Source organism: Mycobacterium conspicuum (genome assembly GCF_010730195.1).
Lineage (GTDB): Bacteria > Actinomycetota > Actinomycetes > Mycobacteriales > Mycobacteriaceae > Mycobacterium > Mycobacterium conspicuum.
In genome coordinates this window covers 115583-137176 of sequence record NZ_AP022613.1, presented here as the reverse complement: position 1 = coordinate 137176, position 21594 = coordinate 115583, and the positions used below count along the sequence as shown (strand labels likewise).

General features: G+C 68.8%; 21 protein-coding genes. 9 read left to right on the top strand and 12 right to left on the bottom strand.

What is annotated here, in order from left to right; genetic code table 11:
- The first annotated feature begins 37 nt into the window (after positions 1-37).
- Positions 38-1525, top strand: a complete 1488-nt coding sequence (locus G6N66_RS00595; RefSeq protein WP_179968239.1) for a glycosyltransferase family 39 protein — start codon at positions 38-40, stop codon at positions 1523-1525.
- Here G6N66_RS00595 and G6N66_RS00590 read toward each other — a convergent pair whose 3' ends face one another.
- Complete coding sequence (locus tag G6N66_RS00590; RefSeq protein WP_085233733.1) at positions 1526-2314, bottom strand: glycoside hydrolase family 16 protein; 789 nt, start codon at positions 2312-2314, stop codon at positions 1526-1528. It lies immediately after the preceding gene.
- Between the two features lie 234 nt (positions 2315-2548).
- Here G6N66_RS00590 and G6N66_RS00585 point away from each other — a divergent pair, with 234 nt between their 5' ends.
- Positions 2549-3100, top strand: coding sequence for a hypothetical protein (locus G6N66_RS00585; protein ID WP_085233732.1), 552 nt, complete (start codon positions 2549-2551; stop codon positions 3098-3100).
- Here G6N66_RS00585 and G6N66_RS00580 read toward each other — a convergent pair.
- A complete protein-coding gene (locus G6N66_RS00580) occupies positions 3097-4104 on the bottom strand; it encodes an NADP-dependent oxidoreductase (protein ID WP_139825282.1) in 1008 nt (335 codons plus the stop codon). The genes G6N66_RS00585 and G6N66_RS00580 overlap by 4 nt on opposite strands.
- 47 nt (positions 4105-4151) lie before the next feature.
- Between G6N66_RS00580 and G6N66_RS00575 the strand changes: the two genes are divergently transcribed.
- Positions 4152-4883, top strand: a complete 732-nt coding sequence (locus G6N66_RS00575) for a DUF3060 domain-containing protein (RefSeq protein WP_085233775.1) — start codon at positions 4152-4154, stop codon at positions 4881-4883.
- Here G6N66_RS00575 and G6N66_RS00570 read toward each other — a convergent pair whose 3' ends face one another.
- From G6N66_RS00570 to G6N66_RS00555, 4 genes are all read right to left on the bottom strand, one after another.
- Positions 4884-5267, bottom strand: coding sequence for a hypothetical protein (locus G6N66_RS00570; protein WP_085233730.1), 384 nt, complete (start codon positions 5265-5267; stop codon positions 4884-4886).
- Positions 5268-5346: 79 nt separating this feature from the next.
- Positions 5347-6717: a DUF7159 family protein gene (locus tag G6N66_RS00565; protein WP_163645752.1), complete on the bottom strand. Its 1371-nt coding sequence runs from the start codon at positions 6715-6717 to the stop codon at positions 5347-5349.
- An 83-nt stretch (positions 6718-6800) separates the two neighbouring features.
- Complete coding sequence (locus G6N66_RS00560) at positions 6801-8732, bottom strand: Hsp70 family protein (protein WP_163645751.1); 1932 nt, start codon at positions 8730-8732, stop codon at positions 6801-6803.
- 176 nt (positions 8733-8908) lie between these two features.
- Positions 8909-10135, bottom strand: a complete 1227-nt coding sequence (locus G6N66_RS00555; RefSeq protein WP_085231728.1) for a hypothetical protein — start codon at positions 10133-10135, stop codon at positions 8909-8911.
- Between the two features lie 38 nt (positions 10136-10173).
- On the opposite strand from G6N66_RS00555, the gene G6N66_RS00550 reads away from it, so the two are divergent.
- Both G6N66_RS00550 and G6N66_RS00545 read left to right on the top strand, forming a co-directional pair.
- The gene (locus tag G6N66_RS00550; protein ID WP_085231729.1) at positions 10174-10776 is read left to right on the top strand and encodes a TetR/AcrR family transcriptional regulator; all 603 of its coding nucleotides are present in this window, start codon (positions 10174-10176) and stop codon (positions 10774-10776) included.
- Between the two features lie 114 nt (positions 10777-10890).
- Positions 10891-11367, top strand: coding sequence for a nuclear transport factor 2 family protein (locus tag G6N66_RS00545; protein WP_179968238.1), 477 nt, complete (start codon positions 10891-10893; stop codon positions 11365-11367).
- Here G6N66_RS00545 and G6N66_RS00540 read toward each other — a convergent pair.
- Positions 11357-12007 (bottom strand): L,D-transpeptidase family protein, encoded by a 651-nt coding sequence (locus G6N66_RS00540; RefSeq protein ID WP_085231730.1) that lies wholly within the window; start codon positions 12005-12007, stop codon positions 11357-11359. The genes G6N66_RS00545 and G6N66_RS00540 overlap by 11 nt on opposite strands.
- Before the next feature lie 95 nt (positions 12008-12102).
- Between G6N66_RS00540 and G6N66_RS00535 the strand changes: the two genes are divergently transcribed.
- Together G6N66_RS00535 and bluB are read left to right on the top strand one after the other, a co-directional pair.
- Positions 12103-12585, top strand: a complete 483-nt coding sequence (locus G6N66_RS00535; RefSeq protein ID WP_085231731.1) for a mitochondrial porin family protein — start codon at positions 12103-12105, stop codon at positions 12583-12585.
- 94 nt (positions 12586-12679) lie between these two features.
- A complete protein-coding gene (bluB, locus tag G6N66_RS00530; protein WP_139825089.1) occupies positions 12680-13384 on the top strand; it encodes a 5,6-dimethylbenzimidazole synthase in 705 nt (234 codons plus the stop codon).
- On the opposite strand, the gene G6N66_RS00525 is transcribed toward bluB, so the two are convergent.
- Complete coding sequence (locus G6N66_RS00525) at positions 13309-14178, bottom strand: SMP-30/gluconolactonase/LRE family protein (protein ID WP_139825087.1); 870 nt, start codon at positions 14176-14178, stop codon at positions 13309-13311. The genes bluB and G6N66_RS00525 overlap by 76 nt on opposite strands.
- 56 nt (positions 14179-14234) lie before the next feature.
- Here G6N66_RS00525 and G6N66_RS00520 point away from each other — a divergent pair, with 56 nt between their 5' ends.
- Positions 14235-15632, top strand: coding sequence for a sulfatase family protein (locus tag G6N66_RS00520; protein ID WP_085231734.1), 1398 nt, complete (start codon positions 14235-14237; stop codon positions 15630-15632).
- A gap of 92 nt (positions 15633-15724) precedes the next feature.
- Here the strand turns inward: G6N66_RS00520 and G6N66_RS00515 are convergent, their stop codons facing one another.
- Positions 15725-16507, bottom strand: a complete 783-nt coding sequence (locus tag G6N66_RS00515) for a trans-aconitate 2-methyltransferase (RefSeq protein ID WP_085231735.1) — start codon at positions 16505-16507, stop codon at positions 15725-15727.
- A gap of 90 nt (positions 16508-16597) precedes the next feature.
- Between G6N66_RS00515 and G6N66_RS00510 the strand changes: the two genes are divergently transcribed.
- Positions 16598-17767: an alpha/beta hydrolase gene (locus G6N66_RS00510; protein ID WP_085231736.1), complete on the top strand. Its 1170-nt coding sequence runs from the start codon at positions 16598-16600 to the stop codon at positions 17765-17767.
- On the opposite strand, the gene eccE is transcribed toward G6N66_RS00510, so the two are convergent.
- Genes eccE through eccD form a run of 3 tightly spaced genes read right to left on the bottom strand, consistent with a single transcriptional unit; the run spans position 17764 to position 21541 of the window.
- Complete coding sequence (gene eccE / locus G6N66_RS00505; RefSeq protein ID WP_085231737.1) at positions 17764-18732, bottom strand: type VII secretion protein EccE; 969 nt, start codon at positions 18730-18732, stop codon at positions 17764-17766. The two genes, G6N66_RS00510 and eccE, sit on opposite strands and share 4 nt — an antisense overlap.
- Positions 18729-20135: a type VII secretion-associated serine protease mycosin gene (mycP, locus tag G6N66_RS00500; RefSeq protein WP_085231738.1), complete on the bottom strand. Its 1407-nt coding sequence runs from the start codon at positions 20133-20135 to the stop codon at positions 18729-18731. The genes eccE and mycP overlap by 4 nt, the downstream gene beginning before the upstream one ends.
- Positions 20132-21541 (bottom strand): type VII secretion integral membrane protein EccD, encoded by a 1410-nt coding sequence (gene eccD, locus G6N66_RS00495; RefSeq protein WP_139825090.1) that lies wholly within the window; start codon positions 21539-21541, stop codon positions 20132-20134. The genes mycP and eccD overlap by 4 nt, the downstream gene beginning before the upstream one ends.
- Between the last annotated feature and the right edge of the window lie 53 nt (positions 21542-21594).

Below are 21594 nucleotides of genomic sequence, written 5' to 3'. Positions count from 1 at the left end.
GCCCGGCATTGTGGTCTGCGTCTGGCACCATTGCGGTGTGTCGCGGCGCCTGGACCCGTTGATCGTTGGACTGCTGGCCGCCGCGGTGAGCCTCGTCGGCGCCGCCCGCCCGTCGTTCTGGTATGACGAGGCCGCCACGATTTCGGCCGCATACAGCCGGTCGCTGCCTCAGTTGTGGCAGATGCTGGGCCACGTCGACGCGGTGCACGGTTTGTACTACCTGGTGATGCACGGCTGGTTCCAGATCTTCCCGCCCACGGAGTTCTGGTCGCGGGTGCCCAGCGGGCTGGCCGCCGGCGCTGCGGCGGCGGGAGTTGTCGTGTTGGGCAAGCAGTTCTCGTCGCGGACCGTCGCATTGAGCGCGGGCGTGCTGTGCGGGATCTTGCCGCGCACGACATGGGCCGGCATCGAGGCCCGGCCCTACGCCATGTCGATGATGGCCGCGGTATGGCTGACGGTGTTGCTGGTGGCCGCCGCGCGGCGTGAAAGCCGGTGGTACTGGCTGTCTTACGGGGTTGTTCTGGCGCTGTCAGTTCTGCTGGATATGTATCTGGCGCTGGTGCTATTGGCGCACGTGGTCTTCGTGTTCGTTTTCCGACGCGCTCGAAAGGTTCTGATTCCCTTCGTCGTTGCTTCGGGTCTGACCGTGTGCGCCGTGGCGCCGTTCGTGTTCGAGGTCGTCGGGCAGGTTCAGCAGATCAAGTGGATCGCACCGATCGGGCACCGGACCATCGAAGACGTGGTGGTGCAGCAGTACTTCGAGCGGAGTCCGCCGTTCGCGGTGCTCTCGGCGGTGGTCGTCGTGGCGGCAATTGCGCTGTGGCGCTGGACATCTCCTAAACTCGATCCGCAGCTCATCGTCTTGGCGGTGGCATGGATCGTGATACCGACCGCGCAGATCGCGCTTGCCGCCGTGCTCGTTCACCCGGTGTACACGCCGCGGTATCTGTCCTTCACCGCACCGGCGATGGCGCTTATCCTGGGGGCCTGCGTCGGTGCGTTGGCGGCAAAACCCTGGCAGGCGGCCGCCTTGGTTGCTCTTTTCGCCGTCGCAGCGGCGTCGAATTATGTTCGTGCACAACGTAACCCGTACGCCAAGTACGGCATGGACTACAGTCAGGTCGCCGACCTGATCACCGCGAAGGCCGCGCCGGGCGATTGCCTACTGGTCAACGACACGGTGACGTTCATGCCCGCCCCGATGCGGCCGTTGCTGGCGGCACGCCCCGATGCCTATCGCAAGCTGATCGACCTCACCCTGTGGCAGCGGGCCACCGACCGCCACGATGTCTTCGACACCAACCTCATCCCCGAGGTCGTCGCCACGCCCCTGAGCCACTGCGGCGTCGTATGGATCATCACCCAGGCCGACGATGCGGTGCCCGCGCACGAACAGGGTGCCGCGATCCCGCCCGGCCCGCGCTACGGCGCAACGCCCGCCTTCGCGGTGCCACGCGACCTGGGTTTCCGGCTGGTCGAACGCTGGCAGTTCAACCTGGTTCAGGTGATCAAGGCGACGCGGTAGTCACCAGATGCGCAGGTAGTCGACGAGCATCGTCGCCGGGTAGGTACCCGCGGCCGGATCGCCGGCGCCGACCCCGCCGACGGCAAGGGTGAACATGGGCGTCATCCAGTAGCCGGGGTTGTTGAACGGCCACCGCAGGTCGCTGGGATTGCCGTGGACCGGGATGGGCTTGTTGGGCACGCTGAAGTATTGAGACCCGTCGCGCGAGAATTGGAATCCTTCGGTCCCCCAATGCATTCGCCACGTGTGCCAGCCGCCGTCCACCAGACCGGGAATCGATCGCCCCTCCCAGGTCTTCCCGTTGGACGCCGCGTGCACCGTGGTTCCCGGCGGCCAGGAGCCGTTGCCGTACCACTCGAAGATGTCGACTTCGCCGTCGGGCAGCGGGTCCTCGTTGACGCCCCAGAACGAGGGCCACAGGCCGGGGAACAGGCAGTCCAGCTTGATCCGCGCTTCCCAGGTCTGGTTGATCATGCTGCGGAAGTTGCCGCGCAGTTTCCCGCTGAAATAGTCGCCGTTTTCTTGGGTCGCGGCCAGGACGAGGTTGGAGTTGCCGTCGACGAACACGTTTCGGCGATCGTCGCGATAGATGCCGGCAACCGGCGGGAACACGTCGTCCTGCCAGGTCTGGATCGTCCACTTGGCCGGATCGGGCGGCGAACCCGCCGGGCCGTCGAATTCGTCGGCGAAGATGTAGGGCCCGGCGTGGGCCTCCGGGACCTCCGGGACGCGGACCGCAGCAGCAAGCATGCCCATTCCCGCCATCATCAACATGCTGCGACGATCCATTCACACACCACCAATCCACCAGGACGCCGGCCCTGGCGGCCTCGGCGTCGTCCCCCAAGCAGTTTTCCGTAAACGGTGTCATGAAACCACGCGACAGGCCGCCGCGCACCCCGCCAACAGGTCCGCGGCGACGATATCAGCCACCCGCCACCATCAAGTTGGTTGACATGCCGGCAACCGGTGGTATCAAGGAAGTTGATACTCCACTGGTCTCATGGAAAGGAAACGACAACGATGTCTGGTGGCGGATTTTTCGGCGGGTTCGGCGGCTCTGGCGGGCCCGGCTTCGGAGGTTTTGGCGGCTTCGGCGGTCCCTTCGGCAAACATGGCCCGCGGCGGCTGAAGCGGGCGACGTTGGCGACCGCGGCGATGCTGCTCGACGGGCCGGCCGACGCCGCGCAGGTGGTGCAGCGGGTGTCGGAGAAGACCGGCGGTGCCTTCACCCCGCCGCATGAGGTCGCGGAGCTTGCCATCGGGCTGCTCGCCGGCCGCGGCGCGGTGACCGTCGACAACGGCGTGGCCACGCTGACCGAGCTTGGCAAGAACTTCCTGGCGTGGAAGGGCATTAGCGCCGAGACCGCGCAGGCGTTCCTCAAGCGGGCCGCTCAATTCGGCGACGTGTTCAAGATCCGCCGGGAGCTCTTCGAAATCGCCGGGCTGGCCCGCACGATCGCCTGGACCGGCACCGACGAGCAGAAGCAACTGCTCGCCGAGACCCGGACCAAGGTCCTGGAGGCCCTGACCGAGGCCAAGAAGACGCTGCACCGCGCCCTGGGCGAGGGTTAACTGAGCCGGACCAGCATCTTGCCGATGTTGGCGCCGGTGAACAGGCCGTTGAGGGCATCGACGCAGGATTCGATGCCCTCAAAAACGGTCTCGCGGTGTTTGAGCCGGCCGTCGAGCTCCCACTGGCGTAGCGCGACGAAGGCTTCGTCGAAGCGGCTCCATTCCTCCAGCGCGTTGAACCCCTGCATGAGCGCCGATTTGGCCAGCAGGCTCACGTAGTTGGCCGGCCCGGGGTGCTCGCCGGTCAGGTAGCTGGAGATGACACCGCAGAGCACGACCCGCGCCTTGTGCGCGAGCCGGCCCAGCACCGCGTCCAGGATCGGCCCGCCGACGTTGTCGAAATAGACGTCGACCCCGCGAGGGCAGTGCTTTTTCAGGGCCGCCGGCAGGCCGTCCTCGCGGTAGTCGATGCAGGCGTCGAAGCCGAAATCCTCGACCACCGCGTGGCACTTCTCCGGTCCGCCCGCGATGCCGACCACGCGGGCGCCGGCGATCTTGGCGATCTGCCCCGCCACCGACCCGGTGGCGCCGGCGGCGGCCGACACGACCACCGTCTCCCCCGGCTGCGGCCGGCCGATGCCGGTCATCCCGAAGTAGGCGGTGGCGCCGGTCGGGCCGTACACCGACATCACGGCGAGTTGGTCGGCGTCGCGATCGGCGACGGGCGTGGTGAACAGGTCGTCGCGGACGATCACGTATTCCTGGAATCCGGTCAGCGTGGTGACGATGTCGCCGACGGCGTACGCGTCGCAGCGCGACGCCACCACCTCGCCGATCCCGGCGGCCCGGATGACGTCGCCCAGTTCGACGGGCGGCAGGTAGCCCGGTTGCCCGTCGAGCCAGGTGCGTGCGGCGGCGTCGACGCCCACGTAGGTCGTTCGGACCAGCGCCTCCCCGTCGGCCGGCTCGGGTGCCGGAGCGGTGATCAGCTCGGTGTCATCGGGCTTCACCAGCCCGCTGGGGCGGCGGCGCAACAGGATTTGACGATTCGGCAAGTCGGACACAGTGCTGAAACTACCCATTGATCGCGATCCGATGGGAGCATCGGTCCATGAACGCAGAGGAGGACCCGGAACGCCGGATCCGCGAGCTGGAGCAGCCCCTGTCCGACGCGGCCCGCGCATCGGAGTTGGGCGGCCCGCAACCGGCCGACGGTTATAGCTATCAGGCCCCGCCGTGGGCCGGCGCGCCGGTCCCGCCGGCCGGAAATTTCGGGCCGCCGGGGAGTTACGGCGCCCCGTATCCCGGGACGACGCCACGACCTCCGTCGGGCAACCGCGTGTGGTGGATCCTGGGCGCGCTGTTGGTGGTCGGCGTGCTGGCTCTGGTCGGCGGCATCGCCGCCTTTACCGCCCACCAGTTTTCCCGCGGCGGCTCGGCGGTGATCTCGACCCCGACCAGCAGCTCCCGCATGACCACGGCGCCCAGGACAGCGCCGAGGACGACGACACCCCGCACGGCACCGAGCCTGACCATCACCTTGGCCCCGCCTCCACCCGCGTCGTCGACCGCACCGCCCGGCGGCAACCTCACCGTCGCCGGCATCAACGAGAACCAGACGATCGCGTGCAACGACAACACCGTCGACGTCAGCGGAGTGTCGAACACCGTCGTGATCACCGGCCACTGCGCCAGCCTCACGGTCTCCGGCGTGCAGAACGTGATCACGGTCGATGCCGTCGACACCATCGACGCGTCCGGCTTCAACAACAAGGTCACGTATCACACCGGCTCGCCGAAGGTCAGCAAGTCCGGCTCGGGAAACGTGGTGCAGCAGGGGTGACTAGGCGGACTCTTCGGAGTCGTCGAGGACGCTGACGGCAATGCCGTACGGCAGGAAACGCACCTTGCGTTTCGGGTCGACGTTGTTCTTGTTCGCGCGCAGCGCGTCCAGCTCGCTGGCGTAGACCTCTTCGACGCGCGCGGCGCCGTCCTCGCCCACCGTGTAGATGGCCCACACCCCGTCACCGGTCTCCCCGGTGGTTTCCGGGCCGGGCCGCGGGCGCCGCGACAGGTCCTCGAACACCGCCGACCAGCCCGCGCGACCGCCGGGGCCGCCCAAGAATCTGCCGAGCCGGTCGAACACGTCGCGCAGTCCCTCGCTGCCCTCCCGGATCACTCGATCCAGGTCCTCGGGGTCAAATCCGAACCCGCCGTACTCGCCCACGCGACCTCCCTACCGCACCTACCGATATCGACCAGTGTGCGCTTACTCGACACGGTCCGCCACGCACTTCGCTGACGGCCTACGGAGCGGGCGGCTGGGGCGGGGGCGGCGGGGGTGGCGGGGTGATCGGAATCGGCACTGTGACGAACGGGAAGTGCAGGTACATCGTCATCGGCGGGCGCGCGGGCACCGCGGCGGGCGCGGGTTGGGGCGGCGGCGCGGCCGGGGGCGGAGCGACCGGGGTGGGGGCGGGCGCGGCCTGCGGCACCGGGGTCGGGACGGGCGCGGGCGCCCGCGGCGTCGGTGCGTGATGCACCGGGGGCGGGGTGTACGGCGTGTGCGCCGGTGGCGGGGTGTGCGGCGCGTACGCCGGTGGCGGGGTGTACGCCGGCGGCGGCGGGGCGGCGGCCGCCGTCGGGCCGGGTGCCGGGGCGGGGGGTGGCGGCGGCGAGCTGGGCGGCGGCAGCTGTGCCTGCGGCGGCTGGGACGGGACTTGCGCCGGATTGGCGACGCGGGCGCGGGGGTACTGCCGCGCGGCCGACGGCCTGTCCGCGGTCAAAACCAGCAGCACCCCCGCCACGACGGCGAGGATCGCGGCGAGCGCGCTGGCGGCCACCAGGACCGACATCCGCCGCGGTGCGCCGTGGTCCACGTCGACCTCGTCCTTGACGGCGCTGTAGGCGAGGTCGGTCGCGGCGAAGGAGCCGGTGCTCAGCTCACCCGTGGCCGGATCCAGCGCGTAGGCCAGGGCGGCCGTCGACGACGCGAACAGCGGCGCGTCCGCCGACGCCAGCGCCGTCCCGCGGGCCAGCGCCATGTCGGGCTCTTCGGGCGCGCTGACCTGAAGCGACGTCACCGCCTCCAGCGCGGGCTTGATCGACACGATGTCGGCGCCGCAGCCGATGAGGAATATGCCGTCGGGCTGTGGGCCGCGCGCGTCCAGCCCGGCGACCATCGTCGCCAGGTGGGCCGCCCGCCGCGACGCGCTCAGCCCGGGCTGCAGCCGCTGCCGGTGCAGTTCGGCGATCGACCCGTCGGCGACCTCGACGACGGCCAACGTGGCGTTGTTTTGCTCGATGAACAACATGGCGACGCGCTGGTAGCCGATTGCGGAACCCACCGTCTGCGCGAGCGCGGCCGCGGCCAAAAGCGGGGAGACGAGCATCACGTCGGCGAGGCCGCGGGCGGCGAGCTCGTCGCGCAGCGCCCCGATCTCGGCGGGATCGGCCGGGTCCGTCCAGGTCACGCCGGTGGAGGTGAGCCGGTGGCCGGCCTCGAACGCGGCCTCACGGGTGCCGACGATCGCCGCAACCAGCTGGCTGGCCAGCCGCTCGCCGGCGACCACCTCGATATTGTCCTGTTCCACGGTGGCGCCGTCGGCGTTCTCGCCTTCGATCAGCAGCAGTCGGACCGCCGTGGGCGCCACCGATACCCCAAGTACAATGTCCACTTGCTCTCCGAATCCCCCCGACGCGGATACATCAACGCTACCCGCGGGCGGGCGGCCTCGCCGAGGCCGCAACTAGCGGAGAGTCAGTAGGAGCCCGAGTACGGGTACTGCCCGTAGCCACCGCCGCCCGGATATTCGGGGTACTGCGGGGACTGGGGGTACTGCGGGTACTGCGGAGCCGGGTACTGCGGAGCCGGGTTCGCCGGCGCCTGACTCTTCGGCACGGGAACCGGTATCGGCAGCGGCAGCAGCGGAACGTGGATCCACTCGGTCGTCATCGGCACCGTCGTGCTGGTGGTCGTCGGCGGCGGGGGCGGCGTGGTCGTCGTGTCCGACGGCGGCGGCGGAGGCGGCGCCGTCGTGGTCACCGCCGTCGTGGGCGGGGGCGTCACGGTGTGGGTGATCACCGGCGGCGGGGCCACGGTCGTGACCACCACCGGGGGCGGCGGGGGTTGCGACGGCGGCGGTGGCGGTGGTGGTGGCGGCTCGGCGCTGGGGATCGGCGCCACGGTGGGAACCGGGGCCGCCGACGGCGGCGGCGGGACGACGGTGGGCACCGCGGAGGGGGGCGGCGGTGACGGCCGGGGCGCGACGCTCGGCACGACGGGAGACTGGCGGTTCTCGATGCCGGTCAGCGTGTAGGCCACCCCGCCGATGGCGGTCATGGCCACCAGGGCACACAGGCCAACGATGAACTGCGACAACCGAAGTCGGCGCCACGCGGGTTCCCTCGGTTCGTCGATCACGTTGAGGCGCATCGACCAGCCGGCGGCACCGTCGTCGTCGTAGGCGTGGTCGGCGTAGCGCACCGGCACTTCGCCCAATTCGGTCTGCGACCAGGCCAACTCGCGATCCGTCATGGCATCGTGGTCGATCACCAGCACGTCGCCGGCGGGCAGTTCGATGGCGCCGCTGCCGGCAAACGCCGTGAAAAGGCCAATGGACGACCGCGTGCGCAGATCCAGCTTCTCGCCCCGCGAGGCCAACGCCAATGCACCGGTGGCCGCCGCCAGCGCAGGTTGCGACACAGTCAGGACGGACGTCCGACCATGCCTCGAAAGCCGTTGTGCGACAAGAGGAATGCTGGCGCCGCCGCCGACCGTGACCACCGCGGCGAGATCGCCCCAGGTCTTCTTGTTGCGCCGCAGCAGGTCATCGAAGGAATAGATGAAGCTGTTCAACCGGTCTTGGATCAGGTCTTCGAGCTCGCCACGCGTCACCGTCATGCTGCACCGGCGCCTCCCGAGCACACCCTCCAACTCGGTCACCGTATCGGTGGACAGCCGCTCTTTGGCGGCGCGGCACTGCTCCCTCAGTTCGGCGAGCTGCCCGACGCCGGCGGTGCTGTCCGGGTCGATGCCGCTGCCGTGGCCCAACTCTTCGAAGACCCGCAGCAGCAACGCCTGGTCGATCTCGCTACCCGAGAAGTCGGTGCAACGCATTGTGGCGCAAATGGGTTCGAAGTCGGTTCCGGCGTTCATGGCCTCCAGCAAGGTGGCCGAGGTGCCGCCGCCGCCGAAGTCCAGCAGTCCGAACACCCCTTCGTCGGGGAGTTCCAGTTCGGCGTTCGCCGCGGTCAACGACGCGACCGCGTCCGAGACCAGGCGCGGTGCCATACCGCTGCGGACGAAGCCCACATGCGTGCGCAAGCCGTTGCGCAAAGCCTGTATCTTCGCCGGCTTCCAGTGTGCCGGAACAGCGATCGTGATCTCCGAAGAACTCGAATCGGCGCCAACGGCAACCACCATCGCGTCCAGCGCCTCGACCATCAACAGGTCGGGGTCGTGGCTGGATCCGTCGCCAGACACCAGCGCCACGGAGTCGCCGATGCGCTCGACGAAGCCGCTCATCGGCACTCCGGGCTCGATGAAGCCCGAATCATCCGCACACACACCGATTTTCGGTGCGCAGTGCGGATACAGCGTCAGCACAGCCCGGCGAGCTACCGGCGGACTGCCGTCACGAGCCGCGACCAGGTTGGTGGTCCCGATCGACAACCCAAGCGGGTCGTACATAGAGCGAATACCTTCGTCTATTAGGGGCGTCTGTTAGGGGTCTGCGGGGGTCTGGGCCGCGTTAACCATAACGGCAGACACGTTGAATCCGGCCTGGCCACAACCTCATTGGTATCCGCTCGATGCCGTGTCGTCATCAAAACGGTATCGACGACGCCTTGACAGCGTGCGCCGGATTAAACGACAGTGAGCGGCAGCGAACGCCTGGGCTCGAACTGAAATGTCGATCCCCCGCTGAACTTCGCCACCGCCACCTCCGGCAATTCGTCGGCCGGAGAATCGGTTTCGACCAGCTCGGCGGTCCATTTGGTGTCCGTGCCGCTGACCCGAACCCCGATGCGCGGGTCCACGCCGGTGGCGATCGCCTGCAAAGGTTGCACCGATCCCGGTGAGCACAGGGCGATCCAGGCGTTGTCGTCGTGCGCCGGCGAACGGTGGACGATCAGCCGGTTGCCCGCCAATTCGGCCGACACGTAGCCGGCGGGATTGAGCAGGGGATGCAGCTCGAGAACCCGCATGGCTCCGTCGATTCCGCCCGGCAGCCCCAGCGCGCGGTGGATCCGCTCGGCGGCCAGCCCGGCCACACCCGTCAGTCCCTTGGTGCAGATCGTGACGGCCTGGGCGTCGTCGGTGGCGCGGGCGCGCACCGCGATCGCAAACGACAGGTACAGCAGGTGCATCTGCAGGCAGACCTCGTCGGCCAGCCGGACCAGCGCCGAGTGCGAGTAGGCGTCGAAGTCGAAGTCGGACAGCACGGGGCCGGTGTAGTCCGCCTTGCCCTCGTCGGACCGATCGATTGGATCTAATTCCCATGTCGCGGCGCGGGTTTGGCGGACGATCTCGAGCGCCGGAATGCTTTGGGCCTCGGGATAGGACTCGTCGATGATGACGGTCCAGGCACAGTGCGGGTGCCGGTCCGCCGGCGTGCGGGGCGGTCGGTGGATGGGCCGAACCTGTGCGCGTGCGTTCGTGGCCACCGCGGTGGCGTCGAAGGTCGGGTCCTCGATGGTGTGGCACATGCCGAAGACGTACTGCTCGCCCATCGGCTCGACATCGAGCAGCGCGCCGCAGTGGTCGAGATGGAACTCCCCGTGCCAGCGGTCGTGGATGGTGTACCGGAAATCCATGAATTGCGGTGGGGCGCCGATATCGAGCTGCAGGCCCTTGAAGATGGTGGGCACGTCGTTGCCCTCGAAGTTGAGCGCCCGTTGCATGCGCCGGGTGTAGATCGGGCTGGCGCCCGCCCACTCCTCGATGGCGATCTGGACCATCTCGTCGCGGCCGAACGAACTGATGCACCAGCCCATCGCGGACCGATCGATCATCTGCCCGATCAACAGCAGCTCCGGCACCAAGACGGCGAGCTCGGAACGGGACAGCTGCGCGTATCGAGACGACGTCACCCGCCAAAAATAGACTCGACTATGTTATAAAGTCAACAATGAAGTCGATCGGGTCCATCGCTCCCACCCGGCGTACCACCGCGCCGCGCAAGCGCGGCGATGACACCCGCGCGAAGATCATCGACGAGACGGTGCGCTGCATCATCGAGGAAGGCTTCGCCGCCGCCACCGCCAAACACGTGGCCGAACGCGCGGGCGTGACCTGGGGCGTCATCCAGTACCACTTCGGCGACCGCAACGGCCTGCTGATGGCCGTGGTCGACGACGGGGTGGCCAGGCTGGTCGACAGCCTGTCGGCGGCGCACGTCAGCGAACTACCGCTGCGCGAACGCATCGAGGTCGTCGTCGACACCGCCTGGAGCTGCTACAGCAGCCCCACCTCCATGGCGGCCTTCGAAATCCTGCGGGCCACCCGCGGGGGCCTGGGCGACTCCTCGCGACGCCATCTGCTCGAAATGAACTCCGCGATCGGCGGGCTGGGTCGGTTGATCACCGATGACCCGGCCAATGCCGGTGTGGCCGAGGTGATTTGGGCCACGCTGCGGGGTGTGGTGCTGGCGCAGATGGTGACCGGGACCGACATCGACTGGAGCCTGGAGCGCAGCGCCCTGATCGACATGGTCACCCGTGCGCTGCAATGACGCCGACACTTAACCCACGCACGCGACACGCCGGGCCGAGTGTGCCAGGTTGCAATCTCGACGAAAGGCCAAGCCGGGCCGAAGGCCTACTTTCCCGTGTGCTGCAATGACGGGATGACCCCCCAAGATTTCGCCGATTTCGAAGCCATCAAGCAGGTCAAGTACCGCTACCTGCGCGCCTTGGACACCAAAAACTGGGACGAGTACGCCGACACGCTCACCGAGGACATCAAGGGCGACTACGGCCCGTCGCTCGGCAACGAGCTGCACTTCACCAACCGCACCGAGCTGGTGGACTACATGCGCTCGGCGCTTCCCGCGAACATCATCACCGAACACCGGGTCACCCATCCCGAGATCGCCGTCACCGGCGATACCGCAACGGGCACCTGGTACCTGCAGGACCGCGTCATCGTGGCGGACCTCGACTTCATGCTGATCGGTGCGGCGTTCTACCACGACACCTACCGGCGCACCGAGAACGGCTGGAAGATCAGCGTCACCGGCTACGACAGAACCTATGACGCCACAATGTCGTTGAAGGGCTTGGACTTTAAGATCAAGCCCGGCCGCGCGCTGGCTACTTCGTAATCGCGATCACCGCGCCGGGCTGTAGCCAGCGCATGATCGACACCAGGGTGGCGTCGTCGATCGCGACGCACCCCTCGGTGGGTCCGCCGTCGGTGGTGTGAAAGAAGAACGCCGCCCCGCCGCCGGGAACCTTGTTCTTGTTGACGCCCATCACCACCGCGTGCTTGTACTGCGGAATGTCGAGGTTCTCACTGGCGGCCGTGCTGAACGGGCACTGCGACTTCTGGCATACCTGCATGGTGTTGAAGGTGGGGCTATGGTCGTCGCCGCTCCACCAATGGTTCGGCCCGACTTGGGTATACGGCAATCCCGTACCGGGATTGGGCGCGGTGCCGAATGCGGAGTCCAGGCTGTAGACCCCCATCGGGGTGGCCGGAACCTCGCTCTTGGCCTGCGGCGCCATGCCCTGAGAACCGACGTGGGTGGGGATGCCGGTCTTGAGCGTCTGCCAGCCGGCAGCGGTGCGCTGATAGATGTCCATCTGCGCGTTCGATCCGCCGGTACTGACCACCGAAACCACTTGCGTGGCATTGCCAACCGAGTTCGCGAACCACGGGGCGGCGGCGCCACCGTCCGGAGCCAGCGCGACCGACGCCCATCCCAGAACGGCAGCGCACAGCAGAGCTATCAGTCCGCGCATGCAAATCATCGTCGGGCGGCGCCACCCGGGGGTCAAGTCAAGGTTTAGACCCGGTTCGATCACTGCCCCGTGATGCCGCCAGCCATACTGGCCTCATGGCGGTCTTCGTTCGCAAGTTGTTCGGAATCGGCAAGCTTCCCGCCGACCTGCGCGCTCAGGTCGAAGCGGAGGGGCTCATCCATCTCGCCGAGTACGTCGCCGTCACCCGGCGATTCAGCGGCGCCATTCCCGGGCTGCGGTCCGCCGGCACCGTCGGGAGTTACGCGGGCTCGTTGGTGTTCACCTCGCAGCGGGTGCTGGGCACGCTGTCGGTGGTCCCGAAGTTGGCCGGCCGGGCCATCGACGTGCGCTGGGACCAGGCGGAGGCCGGCGCCGCGACGGCCGAGATCTCTTCGACGGGCCTGCAACTCGAGCTCGACGTCGCCAAGGTCGACCCCAAGTTCAGCGGCCAGCTGTCGCTGCACTACAAGGACGCCATCCCCGACGAGGTGCTCGCTCGGTTGCCGCGCCGCTCCCTGGCCTTCGATGTGCCGCCCGAGTACGTCTTCCGCGCGGTCGGCGTCACCTATCACCCGTGATCGTGATACGCGGCGGCCAGCGGGCCGGCGAAACGTCACGCGCTTCCCGCTGACCGCAACCCGGCCTTCCTAGGATGGCCGTGTGGACGACCATGTGTTCACCGCGCAGGAACGGCGGGCCGTATACCGGGTGATTTCCGAACGGCGCGACATGCGCCGGTTCGTGCCCGGCGGCGTGGTGTCCGAGGAGGTGCTGGCGCGCCTGCTGCAGGCCGCGCACGCCGCTCCGAGCGTCGGGTTGATGCAGCCGTGGCGCTTCATCCGGATCACCGATCAGCAGCTGCGCGAACGCATTCACGCCCTGGTCGACGACGAGCGCGCGCTCACCGCCCAGGCGCTCGGGGAGCGCGGCGACGAATTTCTGCGGCTCAAGGTCGAGGGCATCCTCGAATGCGCCGAGCTGCTGGTCGTCGCTTTGTGCGATGACCGCGACCGGCACGTTTTCGGCCGGCGCACGCTGCCGCAGATGGATCTCGCGTCGGTGTCGTGCGCGATTCAGAACCTGTGGCTGGCGGCCCGGTCGGAAGGACTCGGCATGGGCTGGGTGTCGCTGTTCGATCCGCGACGGCTGGCTGCCCTGCTGGCGATGCCGGGCGATGCCGAGCCGGTGGCCGTGCTGTGCCTGGGCCCGGTACCCGAGTTCCCGGAGCGGCCGGCCCTAGAACTGGACGGCTGGGCCTTCGCGCGACCCCTGAAGGACTTCGTCTGCGAAAACCGGTGGAATCAGCCGGAGCCCGGCCAACCCGCCGACGCGGCCGGTGCGCGAGTGGCCACCACCATGCCGTCCCAGCCGGTGTAATCCTGCAACCGCTGTGGCCCGGGCCAGTGCGCCGCGGCCACGAACAGCGTCGATCCCTTCCGCCCGCCGAGCATGCACGCGAAGGCGCCGCGATCGAGTTGGACGCGCTGCAACGCCTCGCCGCCCTCGGCGACCCGCACGCAGCAGCAGTCGCCGACGTCGGCGTACCACGCGGCCCCGTCGCGGTCCAGGCAGATTCCGTCGGGTGAGTGCGAACCCAGGTCCGCCCAGACCCGGCGATTCGACAGCGAACCGTCGGCGCCGATGTCGAAGGCGGTCAGCCGGTGCCGGTAGGACTCGGCGACGACGAGCGTCGCGTTGTCCGCGGTGACCGCCATCCCATTTGGGAAGGCCAGATCGTCGGCGACCACCCGGGCGCGCCCTTCGTGCACGAGCGCGACAAACCCCGGGGCCGGGTCGCCCGTTGGTGGTCTGGCGGCGAAGTCGAAGTTCACGTTGTTGACGTAGGCGTTGCCACGCCCGTCGATCACGATGTCGTTGTAGCGCTGCTGCGACAATCCCGACAAGTCGGCATACCTGCTCAGCGTCCCGTCCCCCGACAGTCGAAGCAGCGCCCGCTCGCTGCTGGACGTCAGCAGCAAACCCCCGTTTGCCGGTAGGCCCGGGAGAAAATCGAAGCACAGCGGCAGGGACTCGTGTTCGACCATGATCTCGGCACGGCCCGCGGCGTCGATCGCGCGGATCAACCCGGCCGTCCAGTCCGCCACCCACAGCCGCCCGTCGTGCCAGCGTGGCGACTCCAGCAGACCGAGCCCGCCGATCAGCTTGTCCACACGTCTCAGTTATCACAGGCAACGCGCTTTCCGCTGCGGTATCGTCGCCGATCGGGATGACGCAGATGACTGGTGACGGAGTGGCCGCAGAGCCGAAAAGCGTAGAGAACGTGCTGATCGTGCATTGGCACGATTTGGGACGCCAACTCGGCGCCTACGGTCACCCGGACGTCGTCAGCCCGCGACTGGACCGGCTGGCCGCCGAGGGCATTCTGTTCACCAGCGCGCATGCCACCGCGCCGCTGTGTTCACCGTCGCGCGGGTCGCTTTTCACCGGGCGCTACCCGCAGAGCAACGGGCTCGTCGGGCTGGCCCATCACGGCTGGGAATACCGCCCCGGGGTGCGGACCCTTCCGCATCTGTTGTCCGAAAATGGTTGGTATTCAGCTCTTTTCGGTATGCAGCACGAGACTTCCTATCCGAATCGGCTGGGCTACAACGAATTCGATGTTTCGAACTCCTACTGCGAGTACGTCACGGAGCAGGCCCAGCGGTGGCTGCGCGAGGAAGCCCCGGCTCGTTCCGGGCAACCATTCCTATTGACCGCCGGGTTCTTCGAAGTCCACCGGCCCTACCCGCCGGAGCGCTATCAACCCGCCGACACCGCGACCATCGAGCTGCCCGACTATCTGCCCGATACGCCCGAGGTACGCGAGGACTGGGCCGCCTTCTACGGCTCCATCACCACCGCCGACGCGGCCGTCGGCCGACTGCTGGACACGCTGGCCGAGACGGGACTGGACGCCACCACCTGGGTGGTGTTCCTCACCGATCACGGCCCGGCGTTCCCCCGCGCGAAATCCACGCTGTACGACGCCGGTACGGGCATCGCCATGGTGCTGCGCCCACCCACCAACCGGGCGGTGCCGCCGCGCGTCTACGACGAATTGTTCAGCGGCGTCGACCTGGTGCCCACGCTGTTGGATCTGCTGGGTGTCGACGTGCCGGCGGACATCGAGGGCCTGTCACATGCCGCCAGCGTGCTCGGTTCCGACACCGGTCCGGTGCGCGATCACGTGTACGCCGCGAAGACCTATCACGACGCCTTCGATCCCATTCGCGCCATCCGTACCAAGGACTACTGCTACATCGAGAACTATGTGCCCCGCCCGATGCTGGACCTGCCGTGGGACATCGAGGAGAGCCCGTCCGGCATGGCCGTCGCGCCGTCGGTCAAAGCACCGCGCCCGCAACGCGAGCTCTACGATCTGCGCGCCGACCCCGGCGAGACCAACAACCTGCTTGCCAATGACCACAGCGGGGAAATAGCGGCGATCGCGGCCGATCTGGCCGCCCGGCTGCAGGACTGGCGGCAACGCACCGCCGACGTGATCCCGTCAGACTTCACCGGCACGCAGGTCGCCACGCGCTACACCGAGACGTATCTGCGTATCCATCACCGCGCGCCGACCAGCCGGTCGCCGCTGGCCGCCGACCGCGGCATCGAGGAATGAGTTGGTGTTTCGGGTCATCGTGAAGGTAATTGGCTCATGCGGTGGCCCAACGGTCGCAAGCACGGTGCAGCCGGGCGCAGCGGGCCGTCGGCTCAGGCCGACCGGAGGGCGCCGCCCACTTCGGCCACAATGAACACCCGCTTGAACGGGAAGATCGTGGTGCCGTCGGCCCTGGGCGGGTAGGCATCGTCGAGCAGCGGGATCAGTTCTTGACGAAACTGCTCCCACCCCTCGTCGTCGAGCCGCTCGCGCACCGGAACGAGCGCGGTCCCGGTGATCCAGTCCAGCACCGGGTGCTCGCCGGTCAGCTGGTGCAGATACGTCGTTTCCCAGACGTCGACCTTGCACCCGGCGTCGAGCAGCAGGTTGGCGTATTTCTCCGGCGGATGAACGACGGCGCCGACTCGAAATGGTATGTCGGCCATGGTTTTTGCATACGAATCGCGACGGGCCAAGGTGCGCACCGTGGCGTGCGATGGCGTGTCGAAGTTGTTTGGGAGCTGAACGGCGATCCACGATCCCGGCGCCAGCTCGCCGGCCCACCGGACCAGTAGGTCGGCGTGCTCGGGCACCCAGTGCAGCGCCGCATTGCTGACCACCACGTCGGTGTCGGGCTTGGGCTTCCAGTCGCGCAAATCGGCGGTGCTCGCATCGACCCCACGTTCGCGGGCGGCGGCGACCATCTCCGGGGAGCTGTCCAGCGCCTCGATCACCGCGTCGGGCCAGCGCTTGGCCAAAAACTTGGTCAGGTTGCCCGGCCCGCAGCCGAGGTCGACCACCCGGCGTGCGCGCTCGGTGCCGACCCGCGACACCAGGTCGTAAAAGGGGCGGCCGCGATGGTCGGCGAACGCCAGGTACACGTCCGGATCCCACATATCGATCCTCCAGATCAGCCGCTGCTACCGACAACCGTATTACGCCCGGTTGAGCCCCATTAAGCCACGGTCGCGGGATACCATCCGGCTATGTCCGAGATGCCGTTACTGGGTGCCGAGGGCGCGGATGTGGCGCCGGCCGCCGGGTTACCCGCCCGCTCGGACCTGTCCCCCGGTCAGCGCGCGGTGGTCGACATGTTCGCGATCGGCGACCTCGCGTTGCGGACGGCGGCCTCGTCGCTGCTGTCCACGACGGTGGCGCCGTCCGTCCTGGCCCACGCCATGCGTCACCCGGGCAGCGAGCGACGCAATCTGGCCTTCTACGCCGAGCTGGCGGCCGAGCGGGACATCGCGACGTCCTTCCCGGCTCCAACCGAACTGCCCGAGGTCCGGTCGCGGCGGGCCAGCCCGCTCGCCGAGTGGCTGGCGCACGGGACGGTCGACAACATCTCGTTCCGCAGCAGCTTTACCCCGATCAACCCGGCGATGCGAACGCAGTGGAACACCTTCAGCGCCAATAGCGTTGCGCGCGCTCAGCATTGGCGTCACGACGACGGACCGCGCCCGACGCTGTGTGTGATCCACGGCTTCATGGGTTCGTCGTACTTCTTCAACGGATTGTTCTTCTCGCTGCCGTGGTACTACCGCTCGGGCTACGACGTGTTGTTGTACACCTTGCCTTTTCACGGTCGGCGGGCCGAACGGTTGTCACCGTTCAGCGGCTATGGCTACTTCGCCAGCGGGCTGGCCGGCTTCGCCGAGTCGATGGCGCAGGCGGTGCACGACTTCCGCTCCGTCGTGGATTATCTGCGCCACACCGGTGTTCAGCGCGTGGCACTGACCGGGATTTCGCTGGGCGGCTACACCACGGCGCTGTTGGCGGCGGTCGAAGACCGGCTCGAGGCCGTGATCCCCAACTGTCCCGTCGTCACGCCCGCGAAGTTGTTCGACGAATGGTTCCCGGCCAACGCCTTGGTCGGGCTGGGCCTGCGGCTGGCCAACATCGACCGCGACGAGCTCAACGCCGGGTTGGCCTACCACTGCCCGCTGAACTATGTCCCAGTGATAGCCAAGGACCGCCGGATGATCATCACCGGGCTCGGCGATCGGATGGCGCCGCCGGACCAGGCCGTAAAGCTTTGGGAGCATTGGGATCACTGCGCGCTGCACTGGTTCCCCGGCAGCCACGTCGCGCACGTCAGCCAGCTGGACTACCTGCGGCGGATGACGCCGTTCCTGCACGAGGTCATGTTTAACTAGGTGCCGGCTTCGGCCAGCGGTGCCCGGTGGGCGCCGGCGACCGGGCAGGGCCAGTCCAGCCGCTTGAGCAGATCGTCCGACGCGGCCGTGTGCCCGTCCAGTCGTTCGGTGGACAACAGATCCAGGGCCGCCAGCGCGGGCCGCTGGTTTCCGCGCTGCGCGGTCAGACCCGCCAGCGGGGCGGCCGCCGATGGTGGCGCATCGGTCAGCAGGGCGCAGGCGACCGCGACCGTTCCCTCGGCGATCTCGAGCGCCACCCATGCCTCCCGCGCCTGCAGCGACGCGATCGCGTCCAGGGTCTGCGGCAACGCGTCGTCCGCGCTGACCCGGTATGCCGCAAGGTAACCCGAGCCGGCCTGCACCGCGCGCCACGATTCGCGGCCGGCCGAGTCGAGCAGCCGGGGCACCACGTCGGGCTCGGAAACAGTTGCCTCCCAACCGACCTCGCGCAGGTGGTCGGCCAGTCGGCGCACGGCGACCCGGGTCGTCTCGTGCATCGGGATCGCCGACGAGCGGGCCCGCAGCGCGGGCAGGTTGTCCGCGGCCGAGACGGTCAGCGCGATCCAGGTCTGGCGGGGCGCGGATGTGCTCGCTGGGTTGGTGCGACTGGTGATTCGGACCCTGTCGGCGCGGATGCCGTAGCGGTCGAGATATCCGGCGATCAGCGGCAGCGGGAGCACACCCTGGTCGCCGGTCGGCGGCCCGAGCCGCAGCAGCGCCGTTGTCCGCGCCGGCGACCCGGCCTGGTGGCTGGGCCGGCGCATCATCGCCAGCCGGCGGCGCAGGATCGTCGTGAAATGCAGCCCGCCCCACCAGCCGAACAGCACGATGACGACGGCGACGGCGACGCCCAACACCCATTGCTCGCGCGGCGTGCGCCAGGGGTAGGCCATCACCGCGGGCACCACGGCCAACAGCGCCAGGGTAATCCGGCCGGCTCCCGGCACCGGAACGGTTCGGCTCATCGGGTGAACTCCTTTCGCTGGCGCGCGGCAATCGCAGTGGTCGCGGCGACCGCGCCCACCACCAGGGCCAGCACGGCCGTCCCGACGAACGCCACGGTCCGCGGGTGGTTGTCCTTGCGTGCCGGCGCCGGCGGGGCGGCGACCGGCTTTACCTGTGCCACAGGGGCTTCCGGGTTGGCGGGCAGTTGCCAGGTCAGCGCGGCCACCGGGTCCACGATGCCGGCGCCGACGACGTTGGACGGCGCCCGGGCGCCGTTGTGCGCGGTCGCGGTGATCCGGCGCACCACCTGCGTGGCGGTCAGCGCCGGGTATTTGCTGCGGACCAGCGCCGCAACCCCCGACACATAGCCGGACGCGTAGCTGGTGCCGCTGAGGGCGACCTGCTGGTTGTGGTCGTTGGGCAGCCCGTTGGCCAGGCCGCCGCCGTCGCGGTTGCTGACCGATGCGATGTTTTCACCGGGCGCGGCCACCCCCACCCACGGGCCGGCCATGGTGAATTTCGACGGCTGCCCCTCCGGGGTCAGCGAAGCCGTCGAGAGCACATACGGTTGCCACCACGACGGACTGGAGATCGACGTGACGCCGGCCCAGTTGCGCGGATCGTCGGGGCGACCCAAATCGGTGAGCGGATTCGACTCGCACGACGTTCCGCCGGCCAGCGACCCGGTCGACCCGGTGTTGCCCGCGGCCGCCACGATCACCGCGTCCTTGTCCACCGCGGCGTACTTGAGCGCCGCGCCCAGCGCGGCCTGGTCGACGGGCCGGTCGGCGGGCACGCAGGTGGCCGCGGAGATGTTGATCACCCGCGCCCCAAGATCGGCCGCATGCACGATGGCCCGGCTCAGCGTGGCCACCTCCAGCGAGGCCTGCGCTAGCTGCGGATCGCCGCCCGGCGTTCGAGGCGAGAACTTGGCCGACGTGACCCTGATGGACAGCACCCGCGCGCCGGGCGCGACCCCGGAAAAGCCGTCCTCCTGGCCGGGCGGGGCGGGCTGGCCCGCGATGATCCCGGCAACCAAAGTGCCGTGCCCGTCGCAATCGGTCAGGCCGTCGGTCGACTCGACAAAGTCACCACCGGGGTCGACATTCGGTAGCCGCGAGCTGGGCCGCACCCCGGTGTCGAGGACCGCCACCAGCTGCCCGTCGCCGCGCGAGAACTGCCACGCCGCAGGGAGATTCAGTAACGTCTGGCTGGGTGTTGGGGCGCCGGGATCGGTGCCCGGAATGACTCCGGTGACGCTGCACGGGCCGCGTTGCTCCATCGGTTGCACGGCCCCCGGCGCGCCGCTCGGCGGCGGCACGCCCGGATCGACCACCGGCTTCGCGATCGCCCATGCCGACGGAGCGGCAGCCAGCCCTGCGGCTAAAACCGCTGTGCAGCAGGCTGTTAACGCCCGTTTCATCGATTGAGCACCCAGGTGAACAAACCGACCAGGTAGGCCATGACAGGGATCAGCGAAGCATCCAGACCCACGGCGACAAAGCCCAACAGCCGGCGCACGGGCAGCGAATAGCTTTCCGCCGACGCGATGCGCGGGTTCAGCGCCACCACAACCCACACCGATGCCAGGACGATCAACACCACCACCGCCCCCAAGGCGGCGGCGTAGCGGCCCGTCGCGGCGTAAATCACCAACAGGGCCCCGGCCACCAGGTACGGCTGGGCAAGCAGCCACGCCTTGCACGCGGCCGAATCCCACACTCGCGCACGCAGGATGGCCGTGACCGCGCTGGCGGCCACCACATACCAGCCCACGACGCTGAGCGCCTCGGGGCGCAACGCGATCGCCACCGACCCAAGCACGCTGAGCAGCACGGCGGCGGCGATGAATCCGTTCTGGTGGGCGTCGCCGACGCGCACCCGGCGGGGCAGATCCTCGAGCACCCGCAACGGCGGCGCCGACGGGGTGGGGTCACCCGGTGCGGGAATGACGGGCAGCGGGAAGCGCGCCCACAACGCCGACAGGTGCGCCGCCTCGACGATGACCAGCAAGGCCGCCACGATCAGCCCGCAGCCGATGGTCAATATCGGGAGCTGCCAGAGCAATTCGGCACCGGCCGCCAGTGCCACGCCGGCGCCGACCACCGCCGCCGCGGTGAAGCAGGCAACCACCCGTTCGCGCCCGGGGGCGGGGATGATGAGCACGATCATCGACCACGCGGCGACGCCGGCAGCGGCGAGCAGCAGCTGCGCCGCCCCGAACCGCCCGGGCACCTCGAGCGCCAACACCGCCGCGATCGGTGCCAGCGCGGTGATCGACAGGGCGTGCGCGGCACGCGCCGATCGCGAGCCGATCAGCAGGCTCGTCACGGCGACGAGCACCGCGACGGCGGCGACGGCCACCAGGCCACCCAGCGCGCCGGTGGCCGCCCGATAGGCGACCCCCAGACCTGTCGCCAGGAGCGCAACCACGATCGCCGCCGCCAGCGCCCCGCGCTGGATGTGCGCCGTGCCCCAAGGCTTGCGCCGCGAGGTCGAGAAGATCATCGCGGCGTCGGCGATGTCCTCGACGATGCCCGGGGCGGCCGGTCCGGTCGGCACCGGCCGCAGGGCCAGCAGGTCACCGTCGACGACACCGACGGTGTCCAGGCTGGCGTCCAGGCTGAACGGAGCGCCGCCGATCGGCGCCAGGGTCAGCTGCGACGCCGCGCCCGCGTCGCTGCCCGCCTCGCCGTTGGACGCGACCTCTTCCGAGGGCGCCGCCAGACGCTGAATGGCCGGCAGTATTTCGCGCAACGGCAACTCCGCGGGCAGGGCCATCTCCGTGAGCCTGTTGTCGGTGAGGATCGCTATGCGCACAATCGGCATCACGGACGTCACTGGGCGCTCCAATCCTGGGGCATGGTGTTTCTCTCTCTATT